At 69.8% G+C, this 18,213-nt stretch carries 19 protein-coding genes; 9 read left to right on the plus strand and 10 right to left on the minus strand.

Features of this window, described 5'->3' with window-relative positions:
• Positions 1-255: 255 nt before the first annotated feature.
• From nhaA to J0695_RS43810, 4 genes are all read left to right on the plus strand, one after another.
• Positions 256-1,659 carry a Na+/H+ antiporter NhaA gene (nhaA, locus tag J0695_RS11585; RefSeq protein WP_206961840.1) on the plus strand — a complete coding sequence of 468 codons (1,404 nt, stop codon included), beginning with the start codon at positions 256-258 and terminating at the stop codon, positions 1,657-1,659.
• A gap of 42 nt (positions 1,660-1,701) precedes the next feature.
• On the plus strand, positions 1,702-2,223 hold the full coding sequence (locus J0695_RS11590; RefSeq protein WP_206961841.1) for a phage holin family protein: 522 nt from the start codon (positions 1,702-1,704) through the stop codon (positions 2,221-2,223).
• Positions 2,220-3,146, plus strand: a complete 927-nt coding sequence (locus J0695_RS11595; RefSeq protein WP_206961842.1) for an alpha/beta fold hydrolase — start codon at positions 2,220-2,222, stop codon at positions 3,144-3,146. The genes J0695_RS11590 and J0695_RS11595 overlap by 4 nt, the downstream gene beginning before the upstream one ends.
• 227 nt (positions 3,147-3,373) lie before the next feature.
• Positions 3,374-3,553, plus strand: coding sequence for a hypothetical protein (locus J0695_RS43810; RefSeq protein WP_242552523.1), 180 nt, complete (start codon positions 3,374-3,376; stop codon positions 3,551-3,553).
• Positions 3,554-3,567: 14 nt separating this feature from the next.
• On the opposite strand, the gene J0695_RS11600 is transcribed toward J0695_RS43810, so the two are convergent.
• The 4 genes from J0695_RS11600 to nth form a co-directional block, all read right to left on the minus strand.
• A complete protein-coding gene (locus J0695_RS11600) occupies positions 3,568-4,941 on the minus strand; it encodes a 6-phospho-beta-glucosidase (RefSeq protein WP_206961855.1) in 1,374 nt (457 codons plus the stop codon).
• Complete coding sequence (locus tag J0695_RS11605) at positions 4,938-6,143, minus strand: MarP family serine protease (RefSeq protein WP_206961843.1); 1,206 nt, start codon at positions 6,141-6,143, stop codon at positions 4,938-4,940. The genes J0695_RS11600 and J0695_RS11605 overlap by 4 nt, the downstream gene beginning before the upstream one ends.
• 99 nt (positions 6,144-6,242) lie before the next feature.
• Positions 6,243-6,947, minus strand: coding sequence for an NUDIX hydrolase (locus J0695_RS11610; protein WP_206961844.1), 705 nt, complete (start codon positions 6,945-6,947; stop codon positions 6,243-6,245).
• An 81-nt stretch (positions 6,948-7,028) separates the two neighbouring features.
• Positions 7,029-7,862, minus strand: coding sequence for an endonuclease III (nth, locus tag J0695_RS11615; protein ID WP_307798562.1), 834 nt, complete (start codon positions 7,860-7,862; stop codon positions 7,029-7,031).
• Between the two features lie 251 nt (positions 7,863-8,113).
• On the opposite strand from nth, the gene J0695_RS11620 reads away from it, so the two are divergent.
• Positions 8,114-8,788, plus strand: a complete 675-nt coding sequence (locus tag J0695_RS11620) for a Crp/Fnr family transcriptional regulator (RefSeq protein WP_164258843.1) — start codon at positions 8,114-8,116, stop codon at positions 8,786-8,788.
• Positions 8,789-8,857: 69 nt separating this feature from the next.
• Here J0695_RS11620 and J0695_RS11625 read toward each other — a convergent pair whose 3' ends face one another.
• The 4 genes from J0695_RS11625 to sp36 all read right to left on the minus strand — a co-directional run bounded on the left by J0695_RS11625 (position 8,858) and on the right by sp36 (position 11,567).
• Positions 8,858-9,688: an MBL fold metallo-hydrolase gene (locus J0695_RS11625; RefSeq protein ID WP_206961845.1), complete on the minus strand. Its 831-nt coding sequence runs from the start codon at positions 9,686-9,688 to the stop codon at positions 8,858-8,860.
• 240 nt (positions 9,689-9,928) lie between these two features.
• Positions 9,929-10,819 carry an NUDIX hydrolase gene (locus tag J0695_RS11630; RefSeq protein WP_206961846.1) on the minus strand — a complete coding sequence of 297 codons (891 nt, stop codon included), beginning with the start codon at positions 10,817-10,819 and terminating at the stop codon, positions 9,929-9,931.
• Positions 10,820-10,935: 116 nt separating this feature from the next.
• The gene (locus tag J0695_RS11635) at positions 10,936-11,406 is read right to left on the minus strand and encodes a RidA family protein (RefSeq protein ID WP_206961847.1); all 471 of its coding nucleotides are present in this window, start codon (positions 11,404-11,406) and stop codon (positions 10,936-10,938) included.
• Positions 11,403-11,567 (minus strand): Sp36 family protein, encoded by a 165-nt coding sequence (sp36, locus tag J0695_RS11640; RefSeq protein WP_206961848.1) that lies wholly within the window; start codon positions 11,565-11,567, stop codon positions 11,403-11,405. Before sp36 ends, J0695_RS11635 begins: the two co-directional genes overlap by 4 nt.
• A gap of 71 nt (positions 11,568-11,638) precedes the next feature.
• Here sp36 and bagA point away from each other — a divergent pair, with 71 nt between their 5' ends.
• Both bagA and bagB read left to right on the plus strand, forming a co-directional pair.
• Entirely contained in the window at positions 11,639-12,598 is a 960-nt protein-coding gene (gene bagA, locus J0695_RS11645; RefSeq protein ID WP_206961849.1) for an ATPase BagA, read from the plus strand.
• A 2-nt stretch (positions 12,599-12,600) separates the two neighbouring features.
• Positions 12,601-13,884 (plus strand): ATPase BagB, encoded by a 1,284-nt coding sequence (bagB, locus tag J0695_RS11650; RefSeq protein ID WP_372445749.1) that lies wholly within the window; start codon positions 12,601-12,603, stop codon positions 13,882-13,884.
• A gap of 29 nt (positions 13,885-13,913) precedes the next feature.
• Here bagB and J0695_RS11655 read toward each other — a convergent pair whose 3' ends face one another.
• Complete coding sequence (locus tag J0695_RS11655; protein WP_206961851.1) at positions 13,914-14,261, minus strand: WhiB family transcriptional regulator; 348 nt, start codon at positions 14,259-14,261, stop codon at positions 13,914-13,916.
• A 415-nt stretch (positions 14,262-14,676) separates the two neighbouring features.
• Here J0695_RS11655 and J0695_RS11660 point away from each other — a divergent pair, with 415 nt between their 5' ends.
• Positions 14,677-16,926, plus strand: a complete 2,250-nt coding sequence (locus tag J0695_RS11660; RefSeq protein ID WP_206961852.1) for a transglycosylase domain-containing protein — start codon at positions 14,677-14,679, stop codon at positions 16,924-16,926.
• A 119-nt stretch (positions 16,927-17,045) separates the two neighbouring features.
• On the opposite strand, the gene J0695_RS11665 is transcribed toward J0695_RS11660, so the two are convergent.
• Complete coding sequence (locus J0695_RS11665; RefSeq protein WP_206961853.1) at positions 17,046-17,510, minus strand: GatB/YqeY domain-containing protein; 465 nt, start codon at positions 17,508-17,510, stop codon at positions 17,046-17,048.
• A gap of 77 nt (positions 17,511-17,587) precedes the next feature.
• Between J0695_RS11665 and J0695_RS11670 the strand changes: the two genes are divergently transcribed.
• On the plus strand, positions 17,588-18,213 hold a 626-nt coding region (locus J0695_RS11670), incomplete at its 3' end, for a metallophosphoesterase (RefSeq protein WP_206961854.1).

Here is an 18,213-nt window from a genome sequence, read left to right on the forward strand (position 1 = left end):
CCTTTTGTCCTCAATCGCCGGACGGGCTTGATATTGCCCCTCGGGCTTGATTGCGCCCCTCGGGCTTGATTTGCCGTGCGGGCTTGCGTTGGTCCGCAGGCCGGGGTGGTGAACTTTACGTATGGTGATGATCACCGGACCACCCCTTCGCGCACCCGGTAGGGTCGTCACCGCGTCAACATCGCGACAAAGGTGCGCCGGGAAGTCTGGTCGGCATGTGTTCTGTGCTGTCCGAACGACCGGAGGACGACCCCGATGACCGTGCCCACGCCCAGCGACAACAACGGCCGCAAGGTCCTCGGACGGCTGTCCCTCCCCGAACGGACGTACGTCGCGGACGCGCTCCGCGCCGAGACCGTCGGTGGTGTTCTCCTGCTGGTCGCCGCCGTCGCCGCCGTCATCTGGGCGAACGTCTGGGGCGGCAGTTACGAGGACGTACGGGGCTTCCACCTCGGCCCCGCCTCCCTCGGACTCGATCTCTCCATCCAGCACTGGGCGGCCGACGGTCTCCTCGCTGTCTTCTTCTTCGTGGCCGGCATCGAGCTCAAGCGCGAGCTGGTCGCCGGTGAGCTGCGCGATCCCAAGGCCGCCGTGCTGCCCGTCATCGCCGCGATCTGCGGTATGGCTGCGCCCGCACTCGTATACGTCGTCGTCAACATGGTCGGCGGCGGCGCCATGGACGGCTGGGCCGTGCCCACGGCCACCGACATCGCCTTCGCGCTCGCCGTACTCGCGGTCATCGGGACCTCCCTGCCGTCCGCGCTCCGCGCCTTCCTGCTCACCCTCGCCGTCGTCGACGACCTCTTCGCGATCCTGATCATCGCGGTCTTCTTCACCAGCGACATCAACTTCGCGGCGCTCGGCGGCGCCGTCGTCGGCCTCGCCGTCTTCTGGCTGCTGCTGCGCAAGGGCGTGCGCGGCTGGTACGTGTACGTCCCCCTGGCCCTGGTGATCTGGGGGCTGATGTACAACAGCGGCGTCCACTCCACCATCGCCGGCGTCGCCATGGGCCTGATGCTCCGCTGCAGCAAGCGCGAGGGGGAGCACCACTCCCCCGGCGAGCACATCGAACACCTGGTGCGGCCGCTCTCCGCCGGACTCGCGGTGCCCCTCTTCGCGCTGTTCTCCGCCGGGGTGGTCATCGGCGGCGGGGTGCTCGGGGATGTGTTCAGCAAGCCCGAGACCCTCGGTGTGGTCCTCGGTCTGGTCGTCGGCAAGGCCGTCGGCATCTTCGGCGGCACCTGGCTCACCGCCCGCTTCACCCGGGCCGAACTCAACGAGGACCTGGCCTGGCCCGACGTCTTCGCCGTCGCCTCGCTCGCCGGGATCGGCTTCACGGTCTCGCTCCTCATCGGCGAACTCGCGTTCGCGGGCGACGAGACGATGACCGACGAGGTGAAGGCATCGGTCCTGGTGGGGTCGCTGATCGCGGCCGTCGTCGCCGCGGCCCTCCTCAAGGCGCGCAACCGCAAGTACCGCGCGCTCTGCGAGGACGAGGAGCGGGACGACGACCACGACGGCATCCCCGACATCTACGAGCAGGACAAGCCCGAGTACCACCTGCGCATGGCCGCGATCTATGAGGGGAAGGCGGCCGAACACCGGCGTCTCGCCGAAGTGGCGGGGGCGGCGGGCGACAAGGGCGAGCGTCCGGCATGATCTGACATCGGACCTGGAGACGTAGATGAGGGAGAGTCAGCTATGAGCGAGCCTGGCAGCACCGCCGGCACCACCGACCGCAGCCTCGGGCAGCTGGTCGCATCGGCGACGGCCGAGATGTCCGCGCTCGTACACGACGAGATCGCCCTGGCCAAGGCCCAGCTGCGGCAGGACGTCAAGCGCGGGGCGGTCGGCGGCGGGGCGTTCGCGGCGGCCGGAGCGGTGCTGATCTTCTCGCTGCCGATGCTGAGCTTCGCCCTCGCGTACGGCATCCGTACCTGGTCGCACTGGAACATGGCGATCTGCTTCGTGCTGTCCTTCGCCGCGAACGTACTGGTGGCCGTGCTGCTCGCACTGATCGGTCTGGTCTTCGTGAAGAAGGCCAAGAAGGGCAAGGGCCCGCAGAAGGTCGCCGCCTCGGTGAAGGAGACGACGGCCGTACTGGGCGGCGTCAAGCCGCACCCGCGTCCCGCCGTGCCCGCACTGGACAAGGCGCTGGACCAGGCGGCCATCGAGGCAGCGGTAAACGGCGGGTCGTCGGCTGTGGCACGCTCGTCTGCATGACCGCCTCCGCAGCATCGGGATCCGTCGTACGCCCCGACGGACCCTGGACCCACCGTGATGTCGCCGCCAACGGTGCGCGCTTCCATATCGCCGAGGCCGGTGACGGCCCGCTGGTGCTCCTGCTGCACGGCTTCCCACAGTTCTGGTGGACCTGGCGGCACCAGCTGCCGGCGCTCGCCGACGCCGGATTCCGGGCGGTCGCCATGGACTTGCGCGGGGTGGGCGGCAGCGACCGTACGCCGCGCGGTTACGATCCCGCCAACCTCGCCCTCGACATCACCGGGGTGATCCGCTCCCTCGGCGAGCCGGACGCGGCGCTCGTCGGGCACGACCTGGGCGGCTATCTCGCGTGGACGGCCGCCGTGATGCGGCCCAAGCTGGTGCGCAGGCTCGCGGTCTCCTCGATGCCGCATCCCCGGCGGTGGCGCTCGGCGATGCTCTCGGACTTCTCGCAGTCGCGGTCGGGCAGTTACGTCTGGGGTTTCCAGCGTCCGTGGCTGCCCGAGCGTCAACTCGTCGCGGACGACTCGGCGTTGGTGGGACGGCTGATGCGGGAGTGGTCGGGGCCGACGCCTCCCGATGAGGACGCCGTGGAGATGTACCGGCGTGCGATGTCCATCCCCTCGACGGCGCACTGCTCGATAGAGCCCTACCGCTGGATGGTGCGCTCGCTGGCGCGGCCGGACGGCATCCAGTTCAACCGGCGTATGAAGCGGCCGGTACGGGTACCGACGCTGCATCTGCACGGATCGCTGGATCCGGTGATGCGGACGCGGAGCGCGGCAGGGTCCGGCGAATACGTCGAAGCACCGTACCGGTGGCGGCTGTTCGACGGGCTGGGCCATTTCCCGCACGAGGAGGATCCCGCCGCGTTCACAACGGAACTGGTCAATTGGCTGCGAGACCCGGAACCGGACCGGTAAGCGTCCCTGCCGGGGGTCCGGGGGTTGCCCCCCGGGAAAACACAGCCCGCACGAGGAGGACCCGGCGGCATTCACCGCTGAGCTGGTGAACTGGCTGAAGGACACCGAGCCTGACCGGCAGGCCCAGGGGAACACCTGTCCTGCGAACAGCCAAATGCCCGGCGCATAGGCCAATTGACTGCCGGTGAGGTGATTACCGACCTTGGGGCACGGGCAGACGTCGGTGTATGGGCTGGACGCACGACTACGGTGATGCAGCACGCAACCGCCGCTCGGCCACAGGCCTGAGCACCCACGAGGGGGGTGGCCCGCACGATCAGGGCCACGATCCCCGCCTCGGAATTCCGTTGATCCTCCGGCGCAGGGCCCGCTGGATGTCGGCGCGACTGCGCCATCAACGCACCTGAGGATCAGCGCCTGTTCACGGCTTGGTGAGGTAGTCGAGGCCCGGGTGCACACCCCGGTAGCCGTCGAGCAGCCTCCCTGCCACGTTCACGGAATCGACCAGCGGGTGGAGGGCGAAAGCCTTCGCCGCCGCCCGCGCCGATCCGCTCTCCGCCGCTTCCAGTACGCAGCGTTCAACGGCCTTGACTGCCGTTACCAGACCGGCCTCGTGGCCCGTCAGCTGCGATACGGGGAGCGGGCGCGGGCCGTTCGCGTCGATCCGGCACGGGACTTCGATGACGGCTGTCTCGTCGAGCACGGCGAGGGTCGAACGGTTGGGCACGTTCAGGATGAGCGTGGCCGTCTCGTTCCGCGCGATGGCCCGCATCAGCGCGAGCGCCACGTTCTCGTACCCGCCCGACTCCAGGTCGTCGGCTGCCCGTTCGCCCGCGCCTGACGCCTCGCGGTTCTCCGCCATGTACGTGGCCTCGCGCTCGGCGCGGGTGCGGTCCCACGCGCCCCAGGCGCCCCAGGCGTCCCCCGTGCCCCCGGTGTCCTGCGGGCCCGAGGCCATCTCCTCGTAGAAACGCGCCTGTTGGGTGTGGAGGAAGGCGCCGCGGGTCTGCTCGGCCTGCTGGTACGCGGCGACCGTCTCGCGGTTGAAGTAGTAGTAGTGCAGATACTCGTTGGGGACGGAGCGGATCGAGCGCAGCCAGTCCGCGCCGAAGAGCTTGCCCTCCTCGAAGGAGGTCAGCAGCTTCTCGTCCTCGAAGAGGCGCGGCAGGACATCCTGTTCGCCTACGTACAGACCGCGCAGCCAGCCCAGGTGGTTGAGGCCGACATAGTCCGGGCGGGCCAGATCGGGATCGGCACCGAGCGTGCGGGCGACGCGGCGGCCCAGTCCGACGGGCGAGTCGCAGATGCCGATGACGCGCTCGCCGAGGTGGGCGGCCATGGCCTCGGTGACCAGGCCGGCCGGGTTGGTGAAGTTGATGACCCAGGCGTCGGGGGCGAGGCGGGCCACCCGGCGCGCGATGTCCGCGGCGACGGGGACGGTACGCAGCCCGTACGCGATGCCGCCCGCACCCACCGTCTCCTGGCCCAGGACCCCCTCGGCCAGGGCGATGCGCTCGTCGGCTGCGCGGCCCGCGAGACCGCCGACGCGGATCGCGGAGAAGACGAAGTCGGCGCCGCGCAGGGCCTCGTCGAGGTCGGTGGTGACGGTGACCTCGGGGGCGTCGGGAGTCTCCCCCGCCTGGTCCCGCAGCACCCGCGCGATCGCGGTCAGCCGCGCCGGATCCAGGTCGTGCAGCGTTACGTGGGTGACGCGGCCGGGGGCCCGGTCGCGCAGCAGGGCCCCGTACACCAGCGGTACGCGAAAGCCTCCGCCGCCCAGAATCGCCAGCCTCACAGTGCGCATCCCTCCGTGTCGACCTGCTTTCCGGCCGTGCGGCCCTTGGCGATGTCCTCGCGGATCTCGTCGGCGGTCAGGGCGTACCCGGTGTGGGCGTCGTCCAGGGACTTGGCGAAGACCACGCCGTACACCTTGCCGTCGGGGGTGAGGAGCGGGCCGCCGGAGTTGCCCTGGCGGACGGTGGTGAAGAGGGAGTAGATGTCGCGGCGGACCGTGCCGCGGTGGTAGATGTCCGGGCCGCTGGCGTTGATCCGGCCGCGGACGCGGGCCGAGCGGACGTCGTAGGCGCCGTTCTCCGGGAAGCCGGCGACAATCGCGCTGTCGCCGCTGTGGGCGTCGTGGTCGGTGTCCGCGAACTGCAGGACGGGGGCACGCAGATCGGGGACGTCCAGGACGGCGATGTCTCGGGCCCAGTCGTAGAGGACGACCTTGGCGTCGTACAGCCTCCCCGTGCCGCCTATCTGCACAGTGGGCTCGCTGACGCCGCCGACGACATGCGCGTTGGTCATCACGCGCCGGTCGCCGAAGACGAAGCCGGAGCCTTCGAGGACCTTGCCACAGCTCTGCGCCGTACCGACGACCTTGACGACGGACTTCCTCGCGCGGGCGGCGACGGCGCTGTTGGCGAGGGCCGGGTCGGGGGCCTTGACCTCGGTGATCGGTTCGTTCGCGAAGGGCGAGAAGACCTGCGGGAAGCCGTTCTGGGCGAGGACGGAGGAGAAGTCCGAGAACCAGGTGGAGGCCTGCGGGGGCATCGCGCGGGACACGCCGAGCAGCACCTTGGAGCTGCGGACCTCCTTGCCGAGCGTCGGCAGGGTGGTGCCCGCGAGGGCCGAGCCGATCAGCCAGGCGACCAGGAGCATCGCGAGGACGTTGACGAGGGCGCCACCGGTGGCGTCCAGGGCCCGGGCGGGCGACCAGGTGATGTAGCGCCGGAGCTTGTTGCCGAGGTGCGTGGTGAACGCCTGGCCGACCGACGCGCAGACGATCACGACGACGACCGCGACAACGGTGGCCGCGGTGGACACATCGGACTTCTCCGTGAGCTGGTCCCAGATGATGGGCAGCAGATAGACCGCGATCAGACCGCCGCCGAGGAAGCCGATCACCGACAGGATGCCGACGACGAATCCCTGGCGGTAGCCCACGATCGCGAACCACACGGCGGCCAATATCAGGAGGATGTCCAGAACGTTCACCGACTCATCCTCGCAATTCGTCGCCGCTCTCAGGAAACGGGGCTTCCGGCCGGGAGTCCGAGGGCTGCCCCCCAGGCGATGCAGCCGGAGGCCAGCCTGTCACGCGCGCCAGTCCAGCGGGACCTGCTTGCTGCGGTCCCATGGGCGCTCCCAGCCCGCGAAATGCAGGATCCGGTCGATGACCCCTGCGGTGAAACCCCAGACCAGTGCGGACTCCACGAGGAACGCGGGGCCGTGATGGCCGCTCGGGTGGACCGCGGTCGCGCGGTTGGCCGGGTCCGTGAGATCGGCCACGGGGACGGTGAAGACCCGGGCGGTCTCCGCCTGGTCGACGGCACGGACAGGCGTCGGCGCGCGCCACCAGCCGAGCACGGGGGTCACCACGAAGGCACTCACGGGGATGTACAGGCGGGGCAGGACGCCGAAGATCTGGACACCGTCGGGGTCGAGCCCGGTCTCCTCCTCGGCCTCGCGCAGGGCCGCGCGGAGCGGACCCGTCGTCAGGGGGTCGCCGTCCGCGGGGTCCAGGGAGCCGCCCGGGAAGGAGGGCTGGCCCGCATGGGAGCGGAGGCTGCTGGAGCGCTCCATCAGAAGCAGTTCGGGACCCTCGGGGCCCTCCCCGAAGAGGATCAGCACCGCGGACTGACGGCCGAGGCCGCTCTCCGGGGGCAGGAAACGGCTGAGCTGCTCCGGCCGTACGGTCTCGGCGGCCCTGACGACCGGGTCCAGCCAGCCGGGCAGGCCCTCTGCCGTGACGGTGATCCTGTCGAGTCGGCCGTCGTACGTCTCATGTGCGCGCGTCATGGGCACCCCCGTCTCTCACAACGCCTGCGATGGGTCTGATCGTTCCACTCGTTCCACCAAGGGCCGCGATCGACGGCCCCGTCATCCGGCGCCCTGTGCGCCCAGCGGGGACGCGGGCTTGCCCGGGTAGTCCGGCGGGGGCTTGAGGCGCTGGCCCGGATGGCCGCCCTTTTCGTACTTGAGGAGCTTCTGCGCCTTTTCCGGGTCCGTCTCGCCCTCGCCGTACGACGGGCAGAGCGGGGCGATCGGGCAGGCGCCGCAGGCCGGTTTACGGGAGTGGCAGATACGGCGGCCGTGGAAGACGACGCGGTGCGAGAGCATCGTCCAGTCCTTGGGCGGGAACAGCTCGGCGACCACCGCCTCGACCTTGACCGGGTCCTCCTCGTCCGTCCACTTCCAGCGGCGGACCAGCCGGCCGAAGTGCGTGTCCACCGTGATGCCGGGGACCCCGAAGACATTGCCGAGGACGACATTGGCCGTCTTGCGGCCGACCCCGGGGAGCGTGACCAGATCCTCCAGGCGCGAGGGGACCTCGCCGCCGAAGTTGTCCCTCAGGGCCGCGGAGAGGCCCAGGACGGACTTGGCCTTGGCCCGGAAGAAGCCCGTGGGCCGGAGGATCTCCTCCAGCTCCTCGGGGACCGCCACCGCCATGTCCTCGGGCGTGGGGTACTTCGCGAAGAGCGCGGGGGTCGTCTGGTTGACCCTCAGGTCCGTGGTCTGGGCGGAGAGGACCGTGGCGACCAGAAGCTCGAACGGGTTCTCGAAGTCGAGCTCGGGATGGGCGTACGGATACACCTCGGCGAGCTCGCGATTGATCCTGCGGGCTCGGCGGACCAGCGCCACCCGCGACTCGGGCTGTGGCTTTTTTGTCGTTCTTGCGGCACTCGGGGGGCGGGTGGCGGGTTGTTCGCCCACAGCGGAATCGCGCTTCGCTGACACCCGTTCAGCCCCCTTGCCCTGTGCTCTCACCGGCGTTTTGGACACCTGGCCAGCCTAGAGCCAGGCACTGACATCTGCCCCGGTCACAGCCGATCACCACCCCAATCGGCCCCCTGCCGCACGACCAGGGGTCCCAGTACGTCAGACTTGTGATCGATCACACTGATATACCCGTCCGGCATGATGGGGGTCACGCACCCCTGAGCAGGTCGACAAGGAGAGAACTCGTGGACGACGTTCTGCGGCGCGCCCCGCTCTTCGCGGCGCTCGATGACGAGCAGGCCGCTGAGCTGCGCGCCTCGATGAGTGAGGTGACGCTCGCACGCGGCGACGCCCTCTTCCACGAGGGCGACCCCGGCGACCGGCTGTACGTAGTGACCGAGGGCAAGGTGAAGCTGCACCGCACCTCCCCCGACGGCCGCGAGAACATGCTGGCCGTACTGGGCCCCGGCGAGCTGATCGGTGAGCTGTCGCTCTTCGACCCGGGCCCGCGTACCGCCACGGCGAGCGCGCTCACCGAGGTCAAGCTCCTGGGCCTCGGCCACGGCGACCTCCAGCCCTGGCTGAACGTCCGCCCCGAGGTGGCCACGGCCCTGCTGCGCGCGGTCGCACGCCGCCTCCGTAAGACCAACGACCAGATGTCCGACCTGGTCTTCTCCGACGTGCCGGGCCGTGTCGCCCGCGCACTCCTCGACCTGTCGCGCCGCTTCGGCGTGCAGTCCGAGGAGGGCATCCACGTCGTCCACGACCTGACCCAGGAAGAGCTGGCCCAGCTGGTCGGCGCGTCCCGCGAGACGGTCAACAAGGCCCTCGCGGACTTCGCGGGCCGCGGCTGGCTGCGCCTGGAGGCGCGTGCGGTGATCCTGCTGGACGTGGAGCGGCTGGCGAAGCGCTCGCGCTGACGCTCGCTGTCTGTCGCGTACGAGGGGCCCCGCCGGTGGCGGGGCCCCTCGTCGTTGTCGCGGACCGGGTCAGATCAGCCCGTGCTCGCGCAGGTACTCCAGCTGTGCCCGTACGGAGAGCTCCGCCGCGGGCCACAGCGAGCGGTCCACGTCGGCGTAGACCTCCGCCACGACCTGCGAGGGCGTCGTGAAGCCCTTCTCGGCGGCCGTCTCGACCTGCGCCAGGCGGTGCGCGCGGTGCGCGAGGTAGAACTCCACGGCCCCCTGGGCGTCTTCGAGTACGGGGCCGTGGCCGGGCAGCACCGTGTGCACCCCGTCGTCGACGGCCAGGGAGCGCAGCCGGCGCAGGGAGTCGAGGTAGTCGCCGAGACGGCCGTCGGGGTGCGCGACCATCGTCGTACCGCGGCCGAGGATCGTGTCGCCCGTCAGCACCGCCCGGTCGGCGGGGAGATGGAAGCAGAGCGAGTCCGAGGTGTGGCCGGGGGTGGGGACGACGCGGAGTTCGAGTCCGCCGGTCGTGACGACGTCGCCCGCCTCAAGGCCCTCGTCGCCCAGGCGCAGGGCGGGGTCGAGGGCGCGGACTGCGGTGCGGGTGAGGGCGGCGAAGCGGGCCGCGCCCTCCGCGTGGTCGGGGTGGCCGTGGGTGAGGAGGGTCAGCGCGACGCGCTTGCCGGCGCGCTCGGCGGCCGTGATGACGGCCTTGAGGTGGATGTCGTCGAGTGGGCCGGGGTCGACGACGACCGCGAGGTCGGAGTCCGGCTCGGAAATGATCCAGGTGTTCGTGCCGTCGAGGGTCATCGCGGAGGCGTTGGGCGCGAGGACGTTGACGGTACGGGGGGTGGCCTGACCGGAGAGGACTCCTCCGCGGGGCTGGCCCGGAAGGGCTGCGGCATAGGTCATGCGGAGGCGCCCTTCCGCTCGGTGGGCGACCCGGGCCGGCGGACGGAGTCCGGCACAGCGTCCCGAAGCCTGCGAATCAGTGCGAGGGGCGCACGAAAGAAACGTGCTGCGGCATAGGTCATGCGGAGGCGCCCTTCCGCTCAGTGGGCGACCCGGGCCGCCGGACGGAGTCCGGCACAGCGTCCCGAAGCCTGCGAAGCAGTGCGAGAGGCGCACGAAAGAAACGTGCTGCGGCGTCTGTCATTCGGGAGCTCCGTCGGGGGTGGTGGGGCCCAGGCGTTTCGTGAATTCCTCGTGGCCGGGCCAGGACAGGACCAGTCGGCCGTCCTCGAAGCTCGCTCTGGCCAGGACCGGGGTCATGTTCTGCTCCCCCGCGGCTGCCAGGGCGTCCGCTGCCGTCCCGTACGGCTGGAGTGCGCGCAGGGTGGCCACCGTCGGCGGCATCATCAGCAACTCCCCCTTGTCGTAGCCCTCCGCGGCGTCCGCGGGCCGCGTCCACACCGTACGGTCCGCCTCCGTGGAGGTGTCGACGGTGCGCTGGCCGGGCGGGAGCGCGGCCACGAAGAACCAGGTGTCGTACCGCTTCGGCTCGAACTCCGGGGTGATCCAGCGCGCCCACGCCCCGAGCAGATCGGAGCGCAGCACGAGCTTCCGCCGGTCCAGGAAGTCCGCGAAGGAGATGTCGTGGGCGATCAGGGCCGCGCGGTCGGCCTCCCAGTCCTCACCCGAGACATCGCCGACCACCGTCTCGGGGGTGGGACCCGCGAGGAGCACACCGGCTTCCTCGTACGTCTCCCGCACCGCCGCGCAGACGATCGCCTGTGCCGAGGCCGCGTCGACGCCCAGGCGCGCCGCCCAGGCGTCCCGTGCGGGTCCTGCCCAGCCGACGGGGCGGTCGTCGTCGCGCGGGTCCACACCGCCGCCCGGATACGCGTACGCGCCTCCGGCGAAAGCCATGGAGGCGCGTCTGCGCAGCATATGGACGACGGGTCCGGACGGCGTGTCGCGGAGCAGCATGACCGTGGCGGCCCGGCGCGGCGTGACGGCGGTGAGCTCACCGCTCGCCATCGCGCGGATGCGGTCGGGCCACTCCGGCGGGTACCACTGGCCATTCGCCTTGGCAGGAGACATGGCCGGAGGCTAACCCGTGTGCCGTACAGGCTCCAGACCCAGCAGGCTCCAGACCCAGACCCAGAGCCAGCAGGCTCCAGACCCAGGCCCAGACCCAGGCCCAGACCCAGAAGGCTCTAGGCCTGAACCAGTTCGACCTGGATCTCGACCTCGACCGGCGCGTCCAGCGGCAGCACCGCGACACCCACGGCGCTGCGGGCGTGCACGCCCTTGTCGCCGAGGACCTCGCCGAGCAGCTCGCTCGCGCCGTTCAGCACACCCGGCTGTCCGGTGAAGTCGGCGGCCGAGGCGACGAAGCCTGTGACCTTCACGACCCGGGCGATCCGGTCCAGGTCGCCCACGACGGACTTCACCGCGGCGAGCGCGTTGAGCGCGCACGTCCGCGCGAGCTCCTTGGCCTCCTCGGCGGTGACTTCGGCGCCGACCTTCCCGGTCAGCGGAAGCTCGCCCTCCACCATCGGCAGCTGGCCCGCCGTGTACACGTACACACCGGACTGCACGGCCGGCTGGTACGCGGCCAGCGGCGGCACGACCTGCGGCAGCGTCAGACCGAGCTCGGCCAGACGCGCCTCGACGGCGCCGCTCACGCGGTCTTCTCCCGCTTGAGGTACGCCACCAACTGCTCGGGGTTGTTCGGCCCGGGCACGACCTGCACCAGCTCCCAGCCGTCCTCGCCCCAGGTGTCCAGAATCTGCTTCGTCGCGTGCACCAGCAGCGGCACCGTCGCGTACTCCCACTTCTTGCTCATGTGCCGACTGTAGTCGCTGTCACTGACAGCCCCGGGCGTAGTACCGGGGCCGACTGGTTAGGCTCGAAGACGTGAGCAGGCTCCAGGTGGTCAGCGGCAAGGGCGGCACCGGAAAGACCACGGTCGCCGCAGCCCTCGCGCTCGCCCTCGCGACCGAGGGCAAGCGCACGCTCCTCGTCGAGGTCGAGGGCAGACAGGGCATCGCGCAGCTCTTCGAGACGGAGGCTTTCCCTTACGAGGAACGGAAGATCGCCGTCGCACCGGGCGGCGGGGAGGTGTACGCCCTGGCGATAGACGCCGAACGCGCCCTCCTCGACTACCTCCAGATGTTCTACAAACTGGGAGGTGCGGGCCGCGCCCTGAAGAAGCTCGGCGCGATCGACTTCGCGACGACGATCGCCCCCGGGGTACGTGACGTCCTGCTGACCGGAAAGGCCTGCGAGGCTGTCCGCCGCAAGGACAAGCACGGCTCGTACGCCTACGACCACGTGGTCATGGACGCACCGCCCACCGGCCGCATCACCCGCTTCCTCAACGTCAACGACGAGGTGGCCGGGCTGGCGAAGATAGGCCCGATACACAATCAGGCCCAGGCCGTGATGCGCGTACTGAAGTCCCCCGAGACGGCGGTGCATCTGGTGACGCTGCTGGAGGAGATGCCCGTCCAGGAGACCGCGGACGGCATCCGCGAACTGCGCGCGGCCAGGCTTCCCGTCGGCAACATCATCGTGAACATGGTGCGGCCCACGCTCCTGGACGAGCAGGCGGTCCGCTCCGTCTCCGGCGACCGCCGCAAGGAGGTCGCCAAGGCGCTGACCCGGGCCGGCGTCAGCGGCTCGGCCAAGCTCGTCTCACCGCTTCTCGCGGAGGCCGCCGAGCACGCCGAGCGGGTGGAGCTGGAGCGCGAGCAGCGCGGCGTACTGGAAGAGCTGGGACTGCCGACGTACGAACTCCCGCTGCTGGTCGATGGGTTGGACCTGGGCGGGCTCTACCGGCTGGCAAGGGAACTGCGGAGGCACACCACCACATGACCATGACACCGGCACCCGTGCTCGACATCGATCCGCTGATCGACGACCCGGCGACCCGCATCATCGTCTGCTGCGGCTCCGGCGGAGTGGGGAAGACGACGACGGCGGCCGCCCTGGGGGTACGCGCCGCCGAGCGAGGCCGCAGGGCCGTCGTCCTCACCATCGACCCGGCCCGCCGCCTCGCCCAGTCCATGGGCATCGACTCGCTGGACAACGTCCCGCGCCGCGTCGACGGCATCAAGAGCGAGAGCGGCGACGGTGAGCTGCACGCCATGATGCTCGACATGAAGCGGACCTTCGACGAGATCGTCGAGGCGCACGCGGACGGCGAGCGGGCCGCCGCCATCCTGGGCAACCCCTTCTACCAGTCGCTCTCGGCGGGCTTCGCGGGCACGCAGGAGTACATGGCGATGGAGAAGCTGGGCCAGCTGCGCGCCCAGGACGAGTGGGACCTGATCATCGTCGACACGCCGCCGTCGCGCTCGGCGCTGGACTTCCTGGACGCGCCGAAACGGCTCGGTTCGTTCCTGGACGGAAAGTTCATCCGTCTCCTGATGGCCCCGGCGAAGGTCGGCGGGCGCGCCGGGATGGCGTTCCTCAACGTCGGGATGTCGATGATGACGGGGACGCTGGGGAAGCTTCTCGGGGGCCAGTTCCTGCGCGATGTACAGACCTTCGTGACCGCGATGGACACGATGTTCGGCGGCTTCCGTACGCGCGCGGACGCGACGTACAAGCTCCTCCAGGCGCCGGGAACCGCCTTCCTGGTGGTCGCCGCCCCGGAGCGGGACGCCCTGCGCGAGGCCGCGTACTTCGTCGAGCGGCTGGCCGCCGAGGGGATGCCGCTGGCCGGTCTCGTACTCAACAGGGTCCACGGCAGCGGCGCCGCCCGGCTGTCGGCCGAGCGAGCGCTTGCCGCCGCGGAAAATCTTGAAGAGAGCCGCATTGTGGATCAGGGGGGCGGGAAGGCTGGATCTCGTGACTCCGGCTCCACCGCCGCCTCTCCCAGCGAGCAGGGCCCGGACGTCCTCGACGTAGACACACCTGCCCGCCAAGTCCCCGAGGGCGCCGAAGAGTTGACCACACTGACCGCAGGCCTGCTGCGCCTGCACGCCGAACGGATGCAGGTACTCGCGCGTGAACAGCGAACGCGCGACCGCTTCTCCGCGCTCCACCCCGAGGTGGCAGTGACCGAAGTCGCGGCCCTGCCCGGCGACGTGCACGACCTCACAGGCCTTCGGGCCATCGGCGACCGGCTCGCGACCGGTGGTGCTCCGTCGGCCTGAGCTGATCGTCCCCGCACCGCACGGCACGCTCACCCCACGGCGGCGTACGTCTCCTCGAACGCCTCGTCGTCCACGACGACCGCAGGCAGGATGCCCGCAGCCCGCTCGTATTCGGTCCGCGCGGTCTCGAGCAGCCGGCGCCAGGAGGTGACCGTGGGACGCCTGCGCAGCAGTGCGCGGCGCTCCCGCTCGGTCATTCCGCCCCAGACGCCGAATTCGACGCGGTTGTCCAGCGCATCCGCCAGGCACTCGGTCCGCACCGGGCAGCCGGTGCACACCGCCTTGGCCCTGTTCTGCGCCGCACCCTGTACGAACAATTCATCCGGATCAGTAGTGCGGCAGGCAGCCTGCGCACTCCAGTCAGTTACCCAGCCCATGCCGGCGCCGTCCTCTCCCGAATCGAGGCTCCCCCACGGCGACAGCGGCATATTCACCGCTGCCAGTTGAGGACGCTACGGAAGATGCGCACAGCGCAACACCCCCTTCGGGCCCAATCTTGAATGGCCCGAACGGACTATGCGTAAGCGGCAGATCACCCGACGGAGTGAGCCGCGGACATGCGTAACCAACCCGGACAATAGGCACAGTTGGGTCGCACTACATGGGACACGGGATGACGCATGGGGCAGATTCGGACACGCATCCACTCGATTCGGGGCGAGCGGAACCACGCTTCTGTGACGTCTGTGACGTCGGGGGACTTGATACGAAACCGCACTGCTGTGACAGTTGAGTGCAGCTTAGGCCAAGGCATATACGTGTGTCCGGCGAATGAGAACGTAGGCTGCCCCCATGGCAAAGAAGCGCTCCGGCGGGGGTCTGACCCAGACCCAGCAGGCCGCCAAATTCCTCGGTGTCGCCGCGCTCTCCGGGGCCGTGCTGGCAGGCATCGCTCTGCCGGCCTTCGGCACACTGGGCCTCGCGGCCAAGGGCACGGTCAAGGGATTCGACGACATCCCGTCCAATTTGCAGACCCCGCCGCTGAGTCAGCGCACCAGGATCCTGGACTCCCGTGGCGGCCAGATCGCCACGGTCTACGAGCGCGACCGCACAGTGGTCCCGCTGACCAAGGTCTCCCCGTACATGCAGAAGGCGATCGTCGCGATCGAGGACGCGCGCTTCTACCAGCACGGCGCGATCGACCTCAAGGGCGTGCTGCGCGCGGTCAACCGCAACGCCCAGGAGGGCGGCGCCGCCCAGGGCGCGTCGACGCTGACCCAGCAGTACGTGAAGAACGTCTTCGTCGAGGAAGCGGGCAACGACCCGACCAAGGTCGCCGAAGCCCAGCAGAAGAGCCTCGGCCGCAAGATCCGCGAGCTGAAGTACGCGATCCAGGTCGAGGAGAAGCTCGGCAAGAAGAAGATCCTGGAGAACTACCTCAACATCACCTTCTTCGGTGAGCAGGCGTACGGCGTCGAGTCGGCCGCCCAGCGGTACTTCTCCACCTCCGCCAAGGACCTCACCCTCCCCCAGGCGGCGCTCCTCGCCGGTCTCGTCCAGTCGCCCAGCCGGTACGACCCGGTGAACGACAAGGAGGAGGCCACGCTCCGCCGCAACACGGTGCTGAAGCGGATGGCCGACGTCGGCGACATCACGCGGGCCCAGGCCGCCCAGGCCCAGGCGACCCCGATCAAGCTGAAGGTCACCAAGCCGCGCAGCGGCTGCATCACGGCAATACAGGGTGCGGGTTTCTTCTGTGACTACGTACGCAAAACCTTCCTGACCGACCCCGCCTTCGGCAAGACCGAGGAGGAGCGGCAGAAGGTCTGGGCGACCGGCGGGCTGACCATCAGGACCACGCTCGACCCGAGGAACCAGGCCGCGTCGAACGACGCCGCCACGTCCAAGGTCAACAAGGACGACAAGATCGCGGACGCCGTCGTGCAGGTCCAGCCGGGCACCGGCAAGATCCTCGCGATGGCCCAGTCGCGTCCGTACGGCCTCGACCAGTCCAGGCACGAGACGGTGCTCAACCTCTCCGTCGACAACAAAATGGGCGGCACCTTCGCCGGCTTCCAGGTGGGCTCGACCTTCAAGCCCATCACCGCGGCGGCCGCGCTGGAGAAGGGCATCAGCCCGAACACGGTCTTCGACACGGACTGGAAGATCGGGCTGCCCGGATCGAGCTTCCGCACCTGCGACAACGCGCCCGCCGACGGCGGTACGTGGTCGGTGCAGAACGAGATGCAGACCGAGAAGGGCGCCTTCGACATGACGAGCGCCCTCGGCAAGTCCATCAACACCTACTTCGCGACGCTGGAGCAGAAGGCCGGGCTCTGCGAGACGGTCACGATGGCGCAGAAGGTCGGTTACATCCGCGGCAACAACAAGCCGCTGATGTTCACGCCGTCCACCACGCTCGGCGGCCAGGAGTCCACGCCCCTGGCGATGGCCTCGGTGTACGCGACCTTCGCCAACCGGGGTACGTACTGCTCCCCCGTCGCCATAGAGGCCGTGACCGCCCGCGACGGCAAGGCGATCGCCGTACCGCAGTCGCAGTGCAGCCAGGCGATGAGCACCGACACCGCGGACACCGTCAACCAGATGCTCAAGGGCGTGGTCGAGGACGGCACCGGCGCACAGGCCGGGCTCAGCGACCGTGACAACGCGGGCAAGACGGGTACCACGGACGAGCGCAAGAACGCCTGGTTCGTCGGGTACACGCCCAACCTGTCCACGGCGGTGTGGGTCGGCAGCGACGGCTCCAAGCAGATCTCGATGACCGACATCACCATCGGCGACCAGTACTACGACAAGGTCTGCGGTGGCTGTCTGCCGGGGCCGATCTGGCGGACCGCGATGACGGGTGCGCTGGGGTCGGACGCACCGTCGTTCAACTTCATCGACGTCCCGCGCGGCCAGACCAAGCCGGACGACAAGGACAAGAACAAGCCGGGCGACGGAGACAACAAGCCGGGCGACGGCAACACTCCGGACCCGGGCATCTCCATCCCGGGCCTGACGATCGGCGGCAGCACGATCGGCGGGAACGACGGCGGGAACGGGAACGGCGGGAACGGCAACGGCGGCAACAGAGGCTGACGCCGAAGTTGCGTACGTACACGGAAGGGGCGCCCGGGTCGGACCGACCCGGGCGCCCCTTCCATTTGCTCTGTTCCTCGGCCCGCGAGGCCCAGCCCGCGAAACTCAGCCCGCGAGACTCAGCCCGCGAGGCGCTTCTTCACCTCGGCGGCGACCCGGCCGCCCTCGGCGAGACCGGCCACCTTCGGGTTCACGATCTTCATGATCGCGCCCATCGCCCGGGGCCCCTCGGCGCCCGCCGCCTTCGCCTCCGCGACGGCCGCTGCGACGATCGCGCCCAGCTCGTCGTCGGAGAGCTGCTTGGGCAGGTACTCGGCGAGGAGCTCGCCCTCGGCCTTCTCCCGCGCGGCCGACTCGGCGCGCCCGCCCTGCTCGAAGGCCTCGGCCGCCTCACGGCGCTTCTTCGCCTCCTTGGCGATCACCTTGACGACCTCGTCGTCGGTGAGCTCGCGGGCGGTCTTGCCCGAGACCTCTTCATTGGTGATCGCGGAGAGGGTCAGCCGGAGCGTCGAGGAGCGCAGCTCGTCGCGCGACCGGATCGACTCGGTGAGTTCGTCCTTCAGCCTGGCCTTAAGCGTGGTCATGGGGCCAAGTGTCGCAGGTGAGGACCGCCTGCCGCCCACCGATTTCCCGCCCCCCGCCCGTCTGCAACGATGGGCCCATGCGCGCACGCTACGGAGTCCCCCTCAAAGTCACCGCAGGAATCGCCGCTGTCGGCGCTGCAGGCCTCGCCTACGCCGCCGGTTTCGAGGCACGTTCGTACCGCCTGCGCCGTTTCACGGTCCCGGTCCTGCCACCGGGCGCCCGCCCGCTGCGCGTCCTCCAGGTCTCCGACATCCATATGGTCGGCGGCCAGCGCAAGAAGCAGCGCTGGCTGCAGTCGCTCGCCGGGCTGCGCCCCGACTTCGTGGTCAACACGGGCGACAACCTCTCGGACCCCGAGGCGGTCCCTGAGGTCCTGGACGCGCTGGGCCCGCTGATGGACTTCCCCGGTGTGTACGTCTTCGGATCGAACGACTACTTCGGCCCCATCTTCCGCAACCCGGCCCTCTATCTCCTCGAGAAGGCCCAGGGCAAGACAGGCCTGAACGGCAACCCGCCCGTCGCGCACGTCATCCACAACCCCTGGGAAGACCTCCGCGACGGCTTCGACCAGGCGGGCTGGCTGAACCTCTCCAACACGCGCGGCCGGCTCAAGCTCGACGGTACGGAGATCGCCTTCACCGGCCTGGACGACCCGCACATCAAGCGCGACCGCTACACCCAGGTCGCGCTTGATGTGCGGGT

It is taken from the genome of Streptomyces beijiangensis (assembly GCF_017315755.1).
Classification (GTDB): Bacteria; Actinomycetota; Actinomycetes; order Streptomycetales; family Streptomycetaceae; genus Streptomyces; species Streptomyces beijiangensis.